General features: G+C 48.3%; 12 protein-coding genes. All 12 read right to left on the bottom strand.

Features of this window, described 5'->3' with window-relative positions; genetic code table 11:
• Positions 1-413: 413 nt before the first annotated feature.
• A complete protein-coding gene (locus ACXAD6_RS03945; RefSeq protein ID WP_474967723.1) occupies positions 414-887 on the bottom strand; it encodes a hypothetical protein in 474 nt (157 codons plus the stop codon).
• 94 nt (positions 888-981) lie between these two features.
• Entirely contained in the window at positions 982-2,094 is a 1,113-nt protein-coding gene (locus ACXAD6_RS03940) for a Ger(x)C family spore germination protein (protein ID WP_474967722.1), read from the bottom strand.
• A 1-nt stretch (position 2,095) separates the two neighbouring features.
• Positions 2,096-3,256, bottom strand: coding sequence for a GerAB/ArcD/ProY family transporter (locus tag ACXAD6_RS03935; RefSeq protein WP_474967721.1), 1,161 nt, complete (start codon positions 3,254-3,256; stop codon positions 2,096-2,098).
• Positions 3,183-4,769: a spore germination protein gene (locus ACXAD6_RS03930; protein WP_474967720.1), complete on the bottom strand. Its 1,587-nt coding sequence runs from the start codon at positions 4,767-4,769 to the stop codon at positions 3,183-3,185. Before ACXAD6_RS03930 ends, ACXAD6_RS03935 begins: the two co-directional genes overlap by 74 nt.
• A gap of 99 nt (positions 4,770-4,868) precedes the next feature.
• Positions 4,869-6,161, bottom strand: a complete 1,293-nt coding sequence (locus tag ACXAD6_RS03925; RefSeq protein WP_474967719.1) for an NCS2 family permease — start codon at positions 6,159-6,161, stop codon at positions 4,869-4,871.
• Between the two features lie 129 nt (positions 6,162-6,290).
• Positions 6,291-7,778 (bottom strand): PH domain-containing protein, encoded by a 1,488-nt coding sequence (locus tag ACXAD6_RS03920; protein ID WP_474967718.1) that lies wholly within the window; start codon positions 7,776-7,778, stop codon positions 6,291-6,293.
• Positions 7,768-8,247 (bottom strand): PH domain-containing protein, encoded by a 480-nt coding sequence (locus ACXAD6_RS03915; RefSeq protein ID WP_474967717.1) that lies wholly within the window; start codon positions 8,245-8,247, stop codon positions 7,768-7,770. Before ACXAD6_RS03915 ends, ACXAD6_RS03920 begins: the two co-directional genes overlap by 11 nt.
• An 89-nt stretch (positions 8,248-8,336) precedes the next feature.
• A complete protein-coding gene (gene proC / locus ACXAD6_RS03910) occupies positions 8,337-9,152 on the bottom strand; it encodes a pyrroline-5-carboxylate reductase (RefSeq protein WP_474967716.1) in 816 nt (271 codons plus the stop codon).
• 213 nt (positions 9,153-9,365) lie between these two features.
• Positions 9,366-10,868, bottom strand: coding sequence for a potassium/proton antiporter (locus ACXAD6_RS03905; RefSeq protein WP_474967715.1), 1,503 nt, complete (start codon positions 10,866-10,868; stop codon positions 9,366-9,368).
• 126 nt (positions 10,869-10,994) lie between these two features.
• The gene (gene yhbH, locus ACXAD6_RS03900; RefSeq protein ID WP_474967714.1) at positions 10,995-12,158 is read right to left on the bottom strand and encodes a sporulation protein YhbH; all 1,164 of its coding nucleotides are present in this window, start codon (positions 12,156-12,158) and stop codon (positions 10,995-10,997) included.
• 187 nt (positions 12,159-12,345) lie between these two features.
• A complete protein-coding gene (odhB, locus tag ACXAD6_RS03895; protein WP_474967713.1) occupies positions 12,346-13,650 on the bottom strand; it encodes a 2-oxoglutarate dehydrogenase complex dihydrolipoyllysine-residue succinyltransferase in 1,305 nt (434 codons plus the stop codon).
• On the bottom strand, positions 13,647-16,451 hold the full coding sequence (locus ACXAD6_RS03890; RefSeq protein ID WP_474970360.1) for a 2-oxoglutarate dehydrogenase E1 component: 2,805 nt from the start codon (positions 16,449-16,451) through the stop codon (positions 13,647-13,649). Before ACXAD6_RS03890 ends, odhB begins: the two co-directional genes overlap by 4 nt.
• Between the last annotated feature and the right edge of the window lie 189 nt (positions 16,452-16,640).

Genomic DNA, 16,640 nt, shown 5'->3' with positions numbered 1-16,640 from the left:
CCCTCTGCATAACCCACGCCGTTCTGGGTCAATAGGGGTCCGGAATGTTCTTCCTATGACCGGCGCTGTCCATCGATGATTTCCGGATTGTTGAATTGAGGGCTGCCATTGATAATTTCCGAAAGACCGATTTTGTACTTCCGCGAGATTTTCCAAAGGGTATCTCCACGTTTAACCGTTTACGTATCCGTCTGGGCATAAATGATTTCAGTACTCATTGAGAACAGCAGTACGATCAGCAGAACAGCTGTACCGATCCATTTTTTCAGACGATTATTCCCTCCTGTTTTATCGTTGTAGTCTGGAGTAAAAAAGGGAATTTATGTATAAAAAGGAAAGCAAAAAAACACCTGCCGTTGGTCAAGCGGCAGGTGCACATGTATTATACCATAGGGGAGGTATAAACCAATTTATTAATGAAACGAGTGAGCCACTTCAACCAGGTGCTGACGTGTCACACTCTGTTCATTCGTTTCATCACGAACGGCAGCCATGCGGTACACAAGCAGATAAGCGATGCCGTTCTTTGTCCATGAAAGCTTCTGGGCAAACCGGTTGTTCACATACGCGGCTTTCCCCTTGCCTGGAATCTCCAGCATCACCGGATCCATCATTGGAAACGAAGGATTGCCGGGGAAAACTTGGAGCGTTAACACATCATTCTGCGCGGAAAGAAAAGTGATTTCATTTTCTTCCGTTATCATGCTGGCAGACTGGAAAGGAATAAAGCGTGGAAGCTCAGGCTGAAATTTCAAAGACTGAGCGAATCCGGAAGCCTCTTCCCTGTCATACGCATAATATCCACTTGGCAGGTCCGTCGGCATGCAGGAGCTGAGAACGATTCCGGCGCACATGAGTAAAACGAATGTTCCTTTTGTGACTGGCAAACGGACTTCCTCCAAAAATAGTTCTACTCTACAGACGACACTCACCTCAAAAAGGTTTCATGAAAAAGAAAAATCTCTAAAAATTCTTCTGATTCTAATTCATTATGCCATGCTCAATGATTTTGATGTCAAAGTGAGGAACGATTTCGATCTTAGGAAATTCCTCACTCCACTCCACCTTCTTCCAATAATCAGGATGATAGGCTTTCACTCGTCGTCCAATGCCGAATACGTCGCTGTTGGCCTCTTGAAGCGTAGTGAGAATCTTCTCGGACTCTTTTGTGAGCACGTCGGTGAGCTCCTTCTCCAGCATTTTGATTTTCCCTTTCACGTAAAGGTGATCGGAAGGATATTCCACTACTTTCAACTGCAGATTCAAATAAATATCAGCCTTGACTGCGTCGTCGACGGTCAGTTTCATGTCCCTTTTCATCTTATTCACTTCAACGGTCACATAACTGGTAATTTCATCATTTTCCCCGGGAACCTTCTCGGTTAAGCGGGCAATTTTCCCCCTTTTCCCCTGAAGCAGCATATAGAGCGTAGACTGCTCCGCTGAAATTTTTTCTCCTGTGTACGTTCTTTCATGGAACAACCCCATACCACTGAAGTTGATCGCTCCATTTTGCTCATCCAGCTGAATGAGCGGTACTGAAAAATCAATGCCTGGTTCAATCAGCTCCGCACATAACAACTGTAGATTTTCCCCCGTCGTATGCGTAGAAGAGGCCGCTGTTTCCAGCATCCCCCCGAGATATTCACTGATTCTCGTTTCTCCAGTCGCCCTCAGCCGGGTAATCTCTTCTGCTGTCCCTTTCTCTACAACAGCCATATAAGCATTCAAGTTACTTTTCGGATCCCTGTACATATCATCCAGGACTGGAAATATTCCTTCCTTGGCCAGCTCCTCTCCAAAAACGATCACCCTTACCTTGGAAGGATCGAAGTTATCGGAGATCATCATATCAATTTTATCTCTGGCTTCCCTCGGTGTATGGGCTTCTGTAGAAAGAACATTGATGAATTCCTGCCCCGGACCTTCCGAACTGCGTGTAACAGTAGGGATGGAAACCGTCTGCTTGATGGCTTGCTCCTCCCCCACATCAAATCCCATGGACAGAACAAGGCTGATGTTTTTGAACTGACGCTCATCCCAGCAGCCTGTCAAAATAATTAATGAAGCAAGAATCAATACAGCCTTTCTCATATCACCTTTCCTCCATGAAACGTTGTTTTCTTAAGTAGGACAGTGGCAGCATGATCAAGGGGACCGACAGAGAAAAAATATAGCCAAGATAGAGAACGATTTGATCGAGCTGATTGGTCTTGTCCATGTCATATCCGACATAGAGAGTCAAAGCAAGCACGATTACACTGACAAGGATGGATGCTGTCGTTTTCGTACAGATTGGACAGAGGTGACTCACTCCAAGACTGGCCATATACAAGTACGTGCCGAAAGTCGTAGCCACGTTCACCACCCATATCGAAATGAAAAACAAGTCCAGTCTCGCTATAATCGGAAGTTCAAATGCCTTCAGCATATACAAAATAGGCTCTGGTACCAGAGTGATTTCCTTTGTGCTGAAGTACGTAAAGCTGACAAATACGATAATGAAATAGAAAAAAAACACAAAACAGTGGGCATACAGCATGACTCTCAGTTTCTGTTTATGAGTACCCATAACCTTGGAATAGATGAACAGCGACACGATGTATCCTAAAAAAGAAAAAAGCGCTTCGTTTACACCCTTCAAAACTCTCCCCCAGCCATTCTCAAGCATCGGGAAAAGGTATACGATATTCATCTCTTTCGCCGAGTAGATAATCACTCCGAATAGAATAAGAATGAGAACAGAAACCATCGTGTAAACCCTCCCCATGACAAGGAGTCCGCCGGAAATCAAATAGCAGCAGACCACAATCATAAGAAAAGCTATGATCCACAGCGGCGTACTGGGAAGCACCCAAAGACTGATCATCCTTCCATACAGGATGATAATCAAGGTCCCTACGCTGACAAAATAGAGGACATAACCGAGAGTTAACGCCCTTCCTCCCCATTTGAAGAAGATTTTTTCGCTAATCTGAAACAAAGAGTCATCCGGGAAATTTTTTACTGTCCCCCAGATGGCCAGCAGAACCAAAGGAAGGATCGACGCTCCAATGAGCAGAGAGATCCACCCATCCTGCCTGGCGGCACTGTGCAGTTCAAATGGCACACTTAGCACACCTACACCAATCTGGGTTTGGATAATGATAAAGAAAAACTGGCGTCTGGAAATTTTATGATCATCAATCGGATTGTTTTTGTGAAGAGGCTTCTGCCCCATCCGGCTTCTGGTTTGGTTTTGATCCTTGCTGGTCACTGAGCTTCCACTTCCTCACTGGATTCAATGCGTCAGGCTTAACCGCATGTGAGTCTTTCGGCCTTGTTTTCATCATGAACATCGGAAGACGGACAAACGTATCCTTAAGATCCACAAAACTGAGCGGTGCTACGGGAGCCAGGTACGGGACACCGAAAGACTGCAGCTTTGTCAAATGGATGATAATAATGAGCATTCCAAACACAATCCCGACAAAGCCCATCGTCCCGGCAAGGATAATTAACGGAAATGTAAGGAGACGGAGCGCCGTACTCAATTCATTCGAGGGCACCACAAAGGAAGAAATTGCCGTCAACGCAACAACAATAACCATCAAGTTGGAAACGAGCCCTGCCCGGACCACCGCATCGCCAATCACGAGACCTCCTACAATACCAATCGTCTGCCCAACCGGGGCCGGCAGCCGCACACCAGCCTCCCGGATCAATTCGATGATCACGACCATGACCAGCGCTTCGATAATTGGGGGATAGGCAATTTCATTGATGGAAGCCTTGATAGGAATGATCAATTCATCCGGAATGACCTCAAAGTGGAAGCCGACAATGGCGATATAAAACGCTGGAAGACCGACGGCTACTATAAAACTGAAAAGACGGACAAGGCGGATGAATGTTCCGGTAAACCAACGCATGTTGTAATCATCAGAAGCCTGATAAAACGTAAAAAACGTTGATGGCGCAATAAGCGTGGTCGGGGTGCCCTCTGCCATGATCGCCACACGGCCTTCCATTAAGTTGGCGACCACCCTGTCCGGTCTTTCGGTATGCAGCATCTGTGGAAATGGCGTATTCGTTTGATCCTCGATGTATTCTTCGATCAGCCCGGGACTGTGCACCATATCCGTATCAATAGAGCTGATCCTTCTTTCCACCTCCTGAACCAAGGTAGGATCTGCGATGCCGTCCATATAAAGGATGGCGACATTTGTATTGGTATAGGAGCCAATCTTGATGTATTTCACGGTTAAGTTCCGATTTTCGATCCTTTTTCGAATCAGGTTGATGTTCACCATGATATTTTCGATGAATCCGTCGTGCGCCCCACGAATGACCCGCTCGTTCTGCGGCTCTTCCGGTGTCCGATTAAAGGAGGACGTCACATCAAAAAGATGAACCTTATTAGAGCCATCCTCCATATAAGCCGCCTGACCGCCCAGCAGGTTCGTAATCACTTCCTCAAGATCCTCTGCAATACGGGCATTCCTCAACTTGGAAATTTCATCGATATGACCTTTTTCAACAGGAGCAAAGATCTTTTCAAACACCTTTTCCTGTTCTGCCAGTGATTCGAAATACAGTAAAGCGGCATTCCCTTCATTTAGAACACGGATTTTCAAATCATTGGACTTATGGAAATTACTTAAGAGATATTCCACATTCTCGGATAATTTTTTAGAACTTGGCTGCTTTTGACTATTATGGTCGTGCGCCAAATCCCTGTCCTGGAGTTTTTTATGATCTCCAAAGAACAGCCGTTTCAAGAAACCCATGGGCATCACCTGTCCTTAATCTTCCAAACGGAAAGGAAAATATACCCGAAAGAACATAAAAAAACCTGCGTGCCTTTTTAAGGGCACGCAGGTTCAGGATCAATGGCCGGGGAAGAAGGCCATCTGCAGTATGAAGATGATCGCAAACATGTAAAGCATCCAGTGGACTTGCTTTCCTTTACCGACGACCAGTTTCAAAATCGGATACGTAATGAATCCGAAAGCAATCCCTGTTGCAATACTTGAGGTAAGCGGCATGGTGAGGATGATGATGAAAGCCGGGAAAGCATCATCAAAGGACCCCCAGTTGACTTTTGCCAGCCCCTCCATCATAAAGCAGCCGACGATGATCAACACAGGAGCGGTAATCGCAGGAAGGCCGGAAACCGCCCCTACGACAGGTGCAAAGAACATCGAGAGAAGGAACAGGCCGGCGACAACCATGGTCGTCAATCCTGTTCGTCCTCCTGCCGCTACACCAGAAGAAGATTCAATGTATGCGGATGAAGGACTCGTTCCGAACACAGCGCCGACCGTCGTAGCAGAAGCATCTGCCATTAAAGCCGCGCGGGCTCTCGGAAGACTTCCGTCCTTGCGGATGAATCCGGCCTGCTCGGCCACACCGATCATCGTCCCTGTCGTATCAAAAATAGTCACGAGTAAAAATGCAAAAATCACAGTATAAAGGCCGTTGCTGAACACCGCTCCAATATCCATATCCCAGAAAACCGGAGCTGGTGGTGTATCAACAAAACCATTCAGTTCAAGCTGACCGGTGAAAAATCCAACAAGGCCGGTAATGAACATGCCGATAAATAATCCGCCGGTGACGTTCCTTGCAATCAAGCCGAGCGTAACCATAAGACCAAAGACGGTCAGCAGTACCCCTGGAGATGTCATGTCTCCAAGAGTGACAAGCGTTGTATCACTCTCAACAATAATGCCGGACATGCGAAGTCCAAGAAACGCAATGAACAGACCGATTCCGGATGTTATGCCATATTTCAAGGATGGCGGAATGGCCATAATCAACGTTTTACGAAGACTTGTTAAACTTAAGATAACGAAAAGAATACCAGCAACAAAAACGGATCCGAAGATGACCGAATAGCTGACATCCTGCTGGACCACTTCTGTAACAAAATAGGCGTTCAATCCCATCCCGGGGGCGATGGCAATCGGGTAGTTGGCTGCAAAGGACATAATCAGCGTCCCTGTGACAGCAGCGATGATCGTCGCCATAAACACCTGGCCGAACGGAACACCTGCTCCGGATAGAATCGCAGGGTTTACAACGACAATGTAGACCATCGTCAGAAAGGTCGTAATGCCGGCAAGTATTTCAGTTTTTATAGTGGTTTGGTTTTCATCCAAACGAAATAATTTATTCATCAATGTTAACACCAATCTTTCACTTAAGAATAGGACGTCTCTTATAGTAATAGTAAAGCGAACAAAAATCAACTGTAATTTATTAATGTTCGTGTTTTTATTGTAAACAGAAAAAAACCAGCGGAAAAATTACTTTTCCACTGGTTTTTGATTGGCCACAGCGTCTATATACCAGTCCAGCACCGAATCGGTTTCTTTTTCCTCCAGGTAGTAGCAGCGCGCCACAGCTCCACCTCCACCAGAGGTGAGTGTCACCTGAATCGTAGAAAGACCGGCACGCTTCTGCAGCAGTGTCTGCTTCTTGGATGCGGCCTGGATACGGAATCGCTTCATCAAGTAGGTCTGCTTGATAATATTCCTTGACCGCAGGCTCAACTGGGTACCATGGATGGCCCACCCCGCATCTTTATAGGCAAGCAGGCCGAAACCCGCAAGCCCCAGGACAGCTGGAACAGCCAGCAACCCGTAAGGATAAAAGTATATGCTGACCGGAACGGCGGCCGCCACCCCGAGCCATGACTGCCGGATCATGTAACGGTATTTCGATCTGGCTGGTGGCTGCTTGAAATCACCAACAACCTGATAATCTTCGAGAATCATCTGGAGAACTCCTTCGATTTCCTTTTTCCGGATCATCGGAAGCAGTTTCAACTGATGCTCATCGTTCTGCAGTACGGAACCACCGGCACTGATGATCGTGACCGATGCATACCCCAGGGGCTGGCGGATCAGGTTCTCATCAATCCGCACCCCTTGAATCCGGTTAAGCGGGATAGTCATCTGCTTTTTCTCCAGCCATCCCCGGGTAATGATCAGATCCTCTTCCTCCAGGTAGACAGAGAAATAGGCATAGCGCATGATCGTAAGGAGGATCGATATCCCATAAGCGATCAAAAGAACAAAGAGGACAGTAACAGCCACCATCAATACACCGACCTGAATCCAGTCCAACAGTTCTTCATAAATGGCCCCGACAGGAAGAATGTCCATGAACTGGGAAAAGAACACGGCCACACCGGAAATGACCACCCCCGCCCCTCCGGAAGTGACGGCCATAAGGACAAGATCCTTCATGGTCATGCCGAACACTTTCTGTCTTGGCGGTTCCACCGGTTGTTCCCCGGTATCTTCCTCCACGCTTTCTTCTTCCTGGGCCGCCCGCTTCTGCTGAAAAATGAGCGTTTCAAGCTCTTTGGCTTCTTCGCGGGTAATGGCTGTCAATTCAGCCTCCGCTCCTTGTGTACCGGTCGCCCCCGCCGTTTCCACAGAAATTTTTACTAATTTCAACGGGCGGTGGAAAATTCCTTCCGAAAAATCAAGGCTTTGAATCCTCTCCACAGGAATGTAGCGTTTCTTCCTGAAAATCAACCCATATTCAATACGCAGTTCTCCATCTTCCATCCAATAAGAAAACCGCAGCCAGCGGATGACTCCTGAACCAAGCACGATTACCAGCAGACCTCCCCAAATGGCGAGCGGCACCCAGTTCCATTCTCCACTGAACGGGCTGCCGTTAATAAAAATAACGACAATCAATGGAAAAGCCGCATCTTTCAGGGTTTTAACGAAATTGATCAATGCAGAAATAGGGTGGAGCTTCCGCGGTTCAAACATCATCCTCAGCCACCCTTGCCAGAGAGGAAATCGACTGGCGCAGACGCTCCGCCTCGTCTTCATCGAGCGCTGGTATTTTATGTATCGTCGCCGCTGTCGATATGCTGATGGTGGAAAGTCGGAATTTCCGTAGCAGCGGTCCCTGCTCCGTATCTACGTGCTGAACCCGGACCATCGGTACCAGTGTGCGGGTAATGATGAAAATGCCGTGCTGCAGATCGATGTTCTGCTCACTGACTTCATAGCGCCAGCGTTTCCATCTCAGCCCTGGCACCAGCCAGATGAACAGAACGGCATCCAGAACGACCAGCCCTCCTCCTCCAGCCGCCAACCACCACGGCCATTCCCAGAGGAACACCGTAACGGTTAAAGCCGTTGTTATGAGTAATAGAATGAAGCTGTGTATGACGCCGTATATGCGCCATAGCGTTAAAGCCCGCTTAGAAATACGTTGAGCCGGCTGATTATTCATACGTCCACCTCCTGTACTATCTGTACGGATATGCGAGCCCATTCGTTTCAAACAAACAGAAAGCCCGGCATCCGGGGCCCGGCTTTCTGTTATTTTCTCCCTTGGGATAAGGCTTTTGACTTTTCTGTCGTAGCCGTCATCCCTTGAATAATGGCCTTCCTGAACCCAGCTTCCTCCAGCTTGGTTACACCGGAAATCGTCGTGCCTCCGGGCGTGCAGACGGCATCCTTCAATTCTGCCGGATGTCTGCCTGTTTCCTTGACCATCTTCGCAGCCCCCTCGACCGTCTGGGCAACCATTTTATAAGCCTTGTCCCTCGGAAAGCCCTGCTGGACAGCGGCATCCGCCATCGCTTCAATCAGCATGTATACAAAAGCCGGGGAAGAACCACTGACCGCCGGCACAGCATCCATGAGTTTCTCTTCAATGACTTCCGCTTCCCCAAAGCTTTCATACAGCTCGAGCACTTCGGCCAGATCTTCCTGTGTCACAAAAGCATTGGGACAGAGCGCACTCATACCTGCACCAACCAGCGATGGGGTGTTCGGCATGGATCGGATGACTTTGACATTTTTATCAAAAGCCTCTTCCATCGATTGAAGCGTAATACCGGCTGCAACCGTAATGACCACCGTATCCTCGGAAACCTCTTCACGGATTTCCTCAATCACACCTCTGTACACATATGGCTTCACGGCCAGAAACAGCAGGTCGCTTTCTCCTGCCAGTTTCTTATTATCATTGGAAATATGTATGCCGTACTCATCGGCCACAAAATCGATCGTTTCATCAGACAAAGCGGTCGCAGCGATATCCCCCGGTTCCACGACCCCTGCATCAATCATGCCCTGAATCATGGCCTGGCCCATCTGACCGCAGCCGATAAAACCTATACGTTTCTTCACCGTACATCCCTCCTTGGTGATTCTTATTGTATAGGAACTTTGTCGAACACACAATTGCTTCCCGCTTTCACTAATATTTTCTAGTAAAATGATCACGTTTTTATTAGAAAAGGTTTACAAATCAGCATTTGTTACCTATAATAAAGACTGTATTCTTCATATCATAAAGAAACGCCCAAAATATCATAGCTGCTACGAGAAAAGCCGAGCTGTTTAAGCTCGGCTTTTCTCGTGGTGTCCGTGATCCTTAACGGCTTCAAGAACTTTCTTGACTTCTTTCTTGTTTTTTCTGGAAACCAGAATGTATAACGTATCCCCTGCTTTTATTTCCGTCTGTCCGTATGGTGTAATCACATCACCCTTACGGATAATGGCATTAATCAATGCCCTGTCCGGCAGTTCCATTTCCTCAAGCTTCTGCCCGACGACGACATTCCTCGGAGTTACCTCAAACTCAATCATCTCCACATTCGCTTTTCCAATTGAAATCAGTTCCAATGAATGAATCGGGTTGCCAAGCTTGTCGGAAACCAGTTTGAACCGGTCTGCCATCCAAGTAATCGAGGACCCCTGGATGAGCGCTGAAGTCAGAACCGTGAAGAAAACGACGTTGAAGATCACCTGGCTGTTTTCGATGTCGGCAAGCATCGGGAAAATTGCGAGGACGATCGGAACCGCTCCCCGGACACCCGCCCAGGATAGAAACACTTTTTCCCTCCATGTAAACGAAAACCCGGATAGACTCAAAAAAGCCGCTGCCGGCCTGGCAATAAAAATAAGCACCCCGGCAATCAATAATCCGCTCGCCATGACAGACCACGTAAACACCTCTGACGGAGTGACGAACAACCCAAGGATGATGAACATCAGAATCTGTGCCATCCAGCCGAAGCCTTCATGGAATCGAAGGATTGAATAACGGTAGGCAAGTTCCGCATTTCCGATGATCACCGCAGTGACATAGACGGCAAGAAGTCCACTGGCTTGCAGAAGCGAGCTCGCCCCGTAGGAAAGAAACGCAAAACCAAGCGCAAAAAGGGGATAAAGCCCGCTGGAATCGAGGTTGATTCGGTTTAAGGCGAAACTCGCCCCCCAGCCGATCGCAGCACCAACCACGACCCCTGCCCCCATCTGCCAGAAGAAGGAACCAACCAATCCGAACATGTTGACTTCATCAACCGTCAGCAGTTGAATGAAGCTGATCGTCAAAAACACGGCCATTGGATCATTCGTCCCTGATTCGGCTTCCAGGGTGGCCTCCAGCTTTCCGTCTACATTTTTCCCTTTCAGTACAGCAAAGACGGCTGCAGCATCTGTAGAACCGACGATCGCTCCGACGAGCATCGCCTCCACCCAGCCGATATGAAGGAAATATTTCGCTGCAACTGCAACGATACCTGTCGTCAGTACGACTCCGACGGTCGCAAGCGTCAACGAAGGGGCGAGGACAGGACGAATATCTTTCCACTTGGTCAGCATTCCACCTTCAAACAGAATGATAATCAAAGCAATGACACCGACAAGCTGGGCGATTTCCGGATTGTCAAAGTCAATGAACCCCAGACCCTCGTTGCCGACCATCATTCCGACAAGAATAAACAACACGAGAGACGGAACCCCGAGCCGGGAAGAGAATTTCGTAACGATGATGCTGACAATGAGCAGAAGCGCCATCAGCATAATGAATTGATTTGACTGCAGAATTTCCTGAATCATAGAATGAACTCCTTGTATGTAGGATGACCCTTCTCATTATATCAAGGAGTTTCCTTTCCTGTGTACTTGTAAACCTTTCGCACAAAAAAGGGGCCGAGAACTCTCTCGACACCCTTTTTATGTCAGCTACGTGAACATTTCCTCGACCTGCTCGCTGAAGAAATGCTTCATCGAATGAAAAACGTCGGCTTTTCTGCGTAGGATGTAATAACGGAACTTATCATGTTCGATGGATTTATAAGCCTGCATCAAGCTGGAGGAACGGTTATACTGATTCACTTCCCCGTACCCGAACATCTGTGAAACTTCAATCAGCTGTTCAATTAAACCGAGACATCGTTTATTATCAGAGGTCAGGTTGTCACCATCAGAAAAGTGGAACGGATAGATGTTGTAGCGTTCCGGTGAATATTTCGTCTCAATGAGCTCCAGCGCTTTCCTGTAAGCAGATGAGCAGATGGTTCCGCCGCTTTCCCCTTTCGAAAAGAAATCCTCCTCGCTGACGACTTTCGCCTGCGTATGGTGGGCGACAAATTCAATATCCACCGTTTCATAGTTTCGGTTCAGGAAGCGGGTCATCCAGAAAAAGAAACTTCTGGCCATGTATTTTTCCCACTGCCCCATCGACCCACTGGTATCCATCATGGCAATGACGACCGCTTTGGACTCCGGCTTGGTCTTCTCATTCCACGTCTTGTAGCGGATGTCCTCCGGGTAAATCGGTGCGAAAGAGGGTTCCCCGCGAAGCGCATTCCGCTTGTAGGCTTCAAGCATTGTCCTCTTCTTATCGATATTGCCGGTCAACCCGGTTTTACGAATATCGCTGAATTCAATATCGGTATGAAGGATATTGTCTTTTTCTTTCTCATCGAGATTAGGAAGGGTCAGCTCTTTGAATAAAGCCTCTTCCAATTCAGCCAGCGATACCTCTGCCTCATAATAATCGTCTCCCGCCTGGTCACCGGCGCCGTCTCCATCGCCGGGCTTCCCTTTAGCGGGCTGCGGGGCCTGGGCCACCACATCGCCAATTTCGCTGTCTCCCTCTCCTTGTCCCGCATGCTTATTCTTCTCATAATTGTAGCGGATTTTATATTCATCTAATGACCGTATAGGAATCTTCACGACACGCTTTCCATTGGACATGACAATGTTTTCTTCGGTTATCAAATCAGGCAGCTGCTTGCTCATGGCATCTTTGACTTTTTCCTGGTGTCGACGCTGATCGTCGTAGCCTTTCCGATGGAGGGACCAGTCGTCTTCGGCGATTACAAAACTCGTCTCTTCATCCATGTTATTCCCTCCTAATCGAGTATTACTCTATCGTATGCAGGTCCACGTGAATGGATGAAACATATTGGGATATGTATCGATTATTTGTTATTTCCGCCTATCTTTTCTCTTATTTCTGATCCCTTCTACTAGGTTTTCTCATAAAAAAAGCCCCTGCAGCCAGGCTGCAGGGGCTTTTCATTTCCTATTATCCTTCTAAAAGAAGGTCGTACGGATCTTCAATCATTTCTTTAATGCGGCGCAGGAACTGGACCGCTTCTTTTCCATCGACGATTCTGTGATCGTAGGAAAGCGCAATGTACATCATCGGACGTGCTTCAATGCTGTCATCAGGCATGACCTTCGCGCGCTTCTCAATATTGTGCAGCCCAAGAATTCCGACCTGAGGGGAATTCAGGATCGGCGTAGAAAGCATGGACCCGAAAATTCCACCGTTTGTGATGGTAAAGGAACCTCCTTGGAGATCCTCCAGCTGCAGTTCTTTATTCCGGGCCTTCGCTGCTACATCAGCGATTCCCTTCTCAATACCGGCGAAATCAAGGCGGTCGGCATCACGGACGACAGGAACCACAAGACCCTCCTCTGTAGAAACAGCCATTCCGATATCATAGAATTTCTTCTGAATGATTTCGCTGCCCTGAATTTCTGCGTTCAAGTTCGGGAATTCCTTCAAGGCACCGACGGCCGCCTTCGTGAAGAAGGACATAAAACCGAGTTTCACGTCGTGCTTTTTCTGGAAGGATTCTTTGCGGTCGCTGCGAAGCTTCATAACGTTCGTCATGTCCACTTCGTTGAACGTCGTGAGCATTGCTGCTTCCTGCTGGACCTCTACAAGACGCTTGGCAATCGTTTGACGGCGGCGGGACATTTTAATCCGTTCCACCGGCTTATCAAACTGTGTCTTCTCCTCTTCCTTCTTCTCTTTCTTCGGCTTGTCGTTAGACGCTGATTTCGGCTCTTCCGACTTGCTGCCACCCTTAGCTGCGGCATCGACATCTTCCGGACGGATGCGGCCGAGCGGATCACGGGCGGAAATACTGCTCAAATCAATGCCGAGTTCACGAGCACGCTTTCTGGCAGCCGGAGTGGCCACAATGTCCTTATTCCCATTGTTCTGTCCATTGGAGCCCGCTGGCTGTTCTTCCTGCTTGGACTCCTGTTTCTGTTCCTGCTGCTGAGGCTCTTCCTTCTGTTCAGCTGCAGGTGCTTCCGCCTGTTGATCATCGGAGGAATCCTCAGAAGATGCGGAAGCTTCTCCGTTCTCATCCACTTTAGCGATGACGTCTCCGACTTCTACGTCATCTCCTTCTTCCTTGAGCAGTTCAGCAATAACCCCGTCTGCATCCGCGTTCACTTCCACATTGACCTTGTCTGTTTCCAGCTCAAGAATTGGATCGCCTTTGGAAACGTGGTCGCCTTTTTTCACAAGCCATTCGGCTATCGTGCCTTCAGTTATGGATTCAGCTAATTCAGGTACTTTGATTTCCTTCATTTTGTTTCTCCTCCTTTAGACATCTGCAGCGCTTCAAGAATGATTCGATTCTGCTCTGTTTTATGGATATTCGGTTCTCCAACGGAAGGGGAAGCCCTGTGCGGACGTCCTACAAATCTGTGAATCTGTCCATCCTTCAGGAGTCTGTGGAGGATCCCCTCCACGAAATACCAGCTACCCATGTTCTGCGGTTCTTCCTGGACCCATACTAGTTCTTCTAAATTCGGATAGGTTTCCAGCATTTCTGCCAGTTTTTGATCCGGGAATGGGTAAATCTGTTCCACCCGGACAGCATCGATGGTTTCGAAGGTTTCGTCCATACTTTCCACCTTGTCTTCGATATCCACCATGATTTTTCCGCTTCCTAATAGAAGGGTTTTCACTTTTTCTTTATCTTTATTCTCAGATAATCCCGGCTGCATCATGAGCGACTGGAATTTCCCATCGCTGAAAGCATCTCCGTCTACGGCGACTCTTTGATTCCGCAGCAGGCTTTTCGGTGTCATCAATACAAGCGGCCGTGCCTCTTCCTGGTTGCTGATTGCCGCCTGTCTGCGGAGCAGGTGGAAATACTGGGCCGATGATGTGACATTGGCCACGGTCCAGTTGTTTTCTGCAGCCAGCTGAAGGAAACGCTCAAGGCGGGCACTGGAATGCTCCGGCCCCTGTCCTTCATACCCGTGCGGAAGCAGGAAGACCATATTGGATTTCTCTCCCCACTTCGCGCGGCCGGCGGCAATAAACTGATCAAAAATGACCTGACCGGCATTGGCGAAGTCACCAAACTGCGCTTCCCACAGGACAAGAGAATCGGAAGCATGAACACTGTAGCCGTACTCAAAACCGATAACCCCTGCTTCCGATAACGGACTGTTGTGAATATCAAAGGACGCTTCCGCCTGATCCAGCCCGTGAAGTGGACAGTAGGTTTCATCCGTTTCTACATCATGTAGGACAAGATGACGGTGAGCGAAGGTTCCCCGCTCCGTATCCTGACCGGTAATCCTTATCGGAATGCCATCTTCCAGGATAGAAGCGAAGGCCAGGGCTTCCGCTGTCGCCCAGTCCACTTTCTGCCCTTCATCCAGCATTTTCGCACGACGCTGGAGAATCTTTTCCAGCTTCTTAAATCCATTGAAGCCTTCCGGACGTTTCAGCATCCCTTCATTCAGACCACGCAGACGCTCAATATCCACGGATGTCTGAATTTCATCCAGATCCCGTTCTACACCGCTCGGACGGTCCTTCACATCAGGAGCAGCTGTTTCGTGCTCACCCATATTGTTATAGATGTCACGAAGCTTCTCTTCAATCTCTTCTTTCATCTTCGCCAGCTCGCCGTCTTCCACAACGCTTTCATCCTGAAGCTGCTTCTCAAAAACAGCGGCAGCCGTCGGATGCTCATCGATTTCCTTATACAGCTTCGGCTGTGTAGAGCGCGGCTCGTCCATTTCGTTATGTCCGAAACGGCGGTACCCGACGAGATCAATCAGAAAGTCCTTATGGAACTTCTGACGGTATTCGTATGCAAGAGCCATAGCAGAAAGGCATGCCGCTGGATCGTCGGCATTCACATGCACCACCGGTATTTCAAAGCCCTTCGCCAGATCACTGGCATATCTTGTCGAACGTCCGTCTCTGCGGTTCGTCGTGAAGCCGACAAGGTTGTTGGCGATGATATGGACCGTGCCCCCTGTACGATAGCCGGGAAGATCACTCATATTCAGCGTTTCTGCGACAACCCCTTCACCGATAAAGGCTGCATCCCCGTGGATCAACAGACCGAATGCCTCGTCTTCGTCCATCTTCGCATAGCCGGGTTCCCTGCGGTCATCCTGCGCCGCTCTTGTAAAACCCTGGACGACAGGGTTGACGTATTCCAGGTGGGAAGGGTTATGGCTCAACGTCACTTTCGTTGCCGACTGCTCGCCGTTTTCGATCTCTCTCCGGGCTCCGAAGTGATACTTCACATCACCTGTCCAGCCGTAGTTGATGCCCATCGAACCTTCTGAAGGTACGAGCTCTTTATCAGGTGAATGGTGGAACTCAGAGAAGATCCGGTCATAAGGCTTCCCAAGGATGTGGGCAAGCACGTTCAGTCTTCCCCTGTGGGCCATGCCCATCATGATATGTTTAATGTGGTCGCCGGAAGCCGACTGGATAATATGGTCGAGCATCGGCACCATAATATCGAGGCCTTCAATGGAAAAGCGCTTCTGTGCCACAAACGTTTTGGCAAGGAAGTTCTCAAAACCTTCCACTTCAGCCAGGCGGTACAGCAGCTGTTTCTTTTCTTGATTTGTCAAAGATACCTGATACGATCCTGTATCGACTTTGTCCTGCAGCCATTTTCTTTCGTTCTCATTATTGACATGGCCGAATTCAAAGGAGATCGTCCCCGCATATCTCTCTTTAAGTACATGGACCACTTGGAGGGCATTATCCAGTTTCATAGGCGCGTCCGGCCAGACCCACTCCGCCGGCATAGCCTCCAGATCCTTCTCCTGAAGTCCGTAGGTTTCTAAATCAAGCAAATTTGTTTTAGGCCGCTCGTCACTTCCTACAGCATAGATGTTCGCCTGCAGATGGCCGTGACGACGAATAGCCTCAACAAGTTTCAATGCCGAGGTGATTTTCGCAATGTCCCTTTCTGAAGGAGACGCAGCGCCGTTCGTTTCAACAGACGGGCTTGTCTTCATCCAGTCAGGTGCCCCGTGCTCGTCAAAAATTTCCTTCAGTGAAGGATCGACAGCACTTGGGTTTTCTTCATATACTTCGAATTGCTCTTCGATATACCCCATGTTGGGGCCGTGGAAATTATCCCAAAATCTTTGAATGGAGCCTTGTTTAGACACGTAGAATACCTCCAAGTAGTTGTTGGCTAAAGTTTCCTCGAAAACGTTTCCAAGTCCACATACTATTATAGAATTGAAACGCTTACGTATTCAACAAATTTCGCTTATTTTTCTCAAATGGTAACAATTCCATTA

Source organism: Halobacillus sp. ABH2_015 (assembly GCF_056158945.1).
Note: the sequence above shows the minus strand (reverse complement) of the source record. Positions and strands in the feature narration are given on the sequence as shown.

Coding starts and splice junctions, on each gene's coding strand:
- ACXAD6_RS03930 (WP_474967720.1), bottom strand. CDS start 4,769: ATGGGTTTCTTGAAACGGCTGTTCTTTGGAGATCATAAAAAACTCCAG.
- ACXAD6_RS03890 (WP_474970360.1), bottom strand. CDS start 16,451: ATGGGGTATATCGAAGAGCAATTCGAAGTATATGAAGAAAACCCAAGT.
- ACXAD6_RS03940 (WP_474967722.1), bottom strand. CDS start 2,094: ATGAGAAAGGCTGTATTGATTCTTGCTTCATTAATTATTTTGACAGGC.
- ACXAD6_RS03915 (WP_474967717.1), bottom strand. CDS start 8,247: ATGAATAATCAGCCGGCTCAACGTATTTCTAAGCGGGCTTTAACGCTA.
- yhbH (WP_474967714.1), bottom strand. CDS start 12,158: ATGGATGAAGAGACGAGTTTTGTAATCGCCGAAGACGACTGGTCCCTC.
- odhB (WP_474967713.1), bottom strand. CDS start 13,650: ATGAAGGAAATCAAAGTACCTGAATTAGCTGAATCCATAACTGAAGGC.
- ACXAD6_RS03925 (WP_474967719.1), bottom strand. CDS start 6,161: ATGAATAAATTATTTCGTTTGGATGAAAACCAAACCACTATAAAAACT.
- ACXAD6_RS03905 (WP_474967715.1), bottom strand. CDS start 10,868: ATGATTCAGGAAATTCTGCAGTCAAATCAATTCATTATGCTGATGGCG.
- ACXAD6_RS03920 (WP_474967718.1), bottom strand. CDS start 7,778: ATGATGTTTGAACCGCGGAAGCTCCACCCTATTTCTGCATTGATCAAT.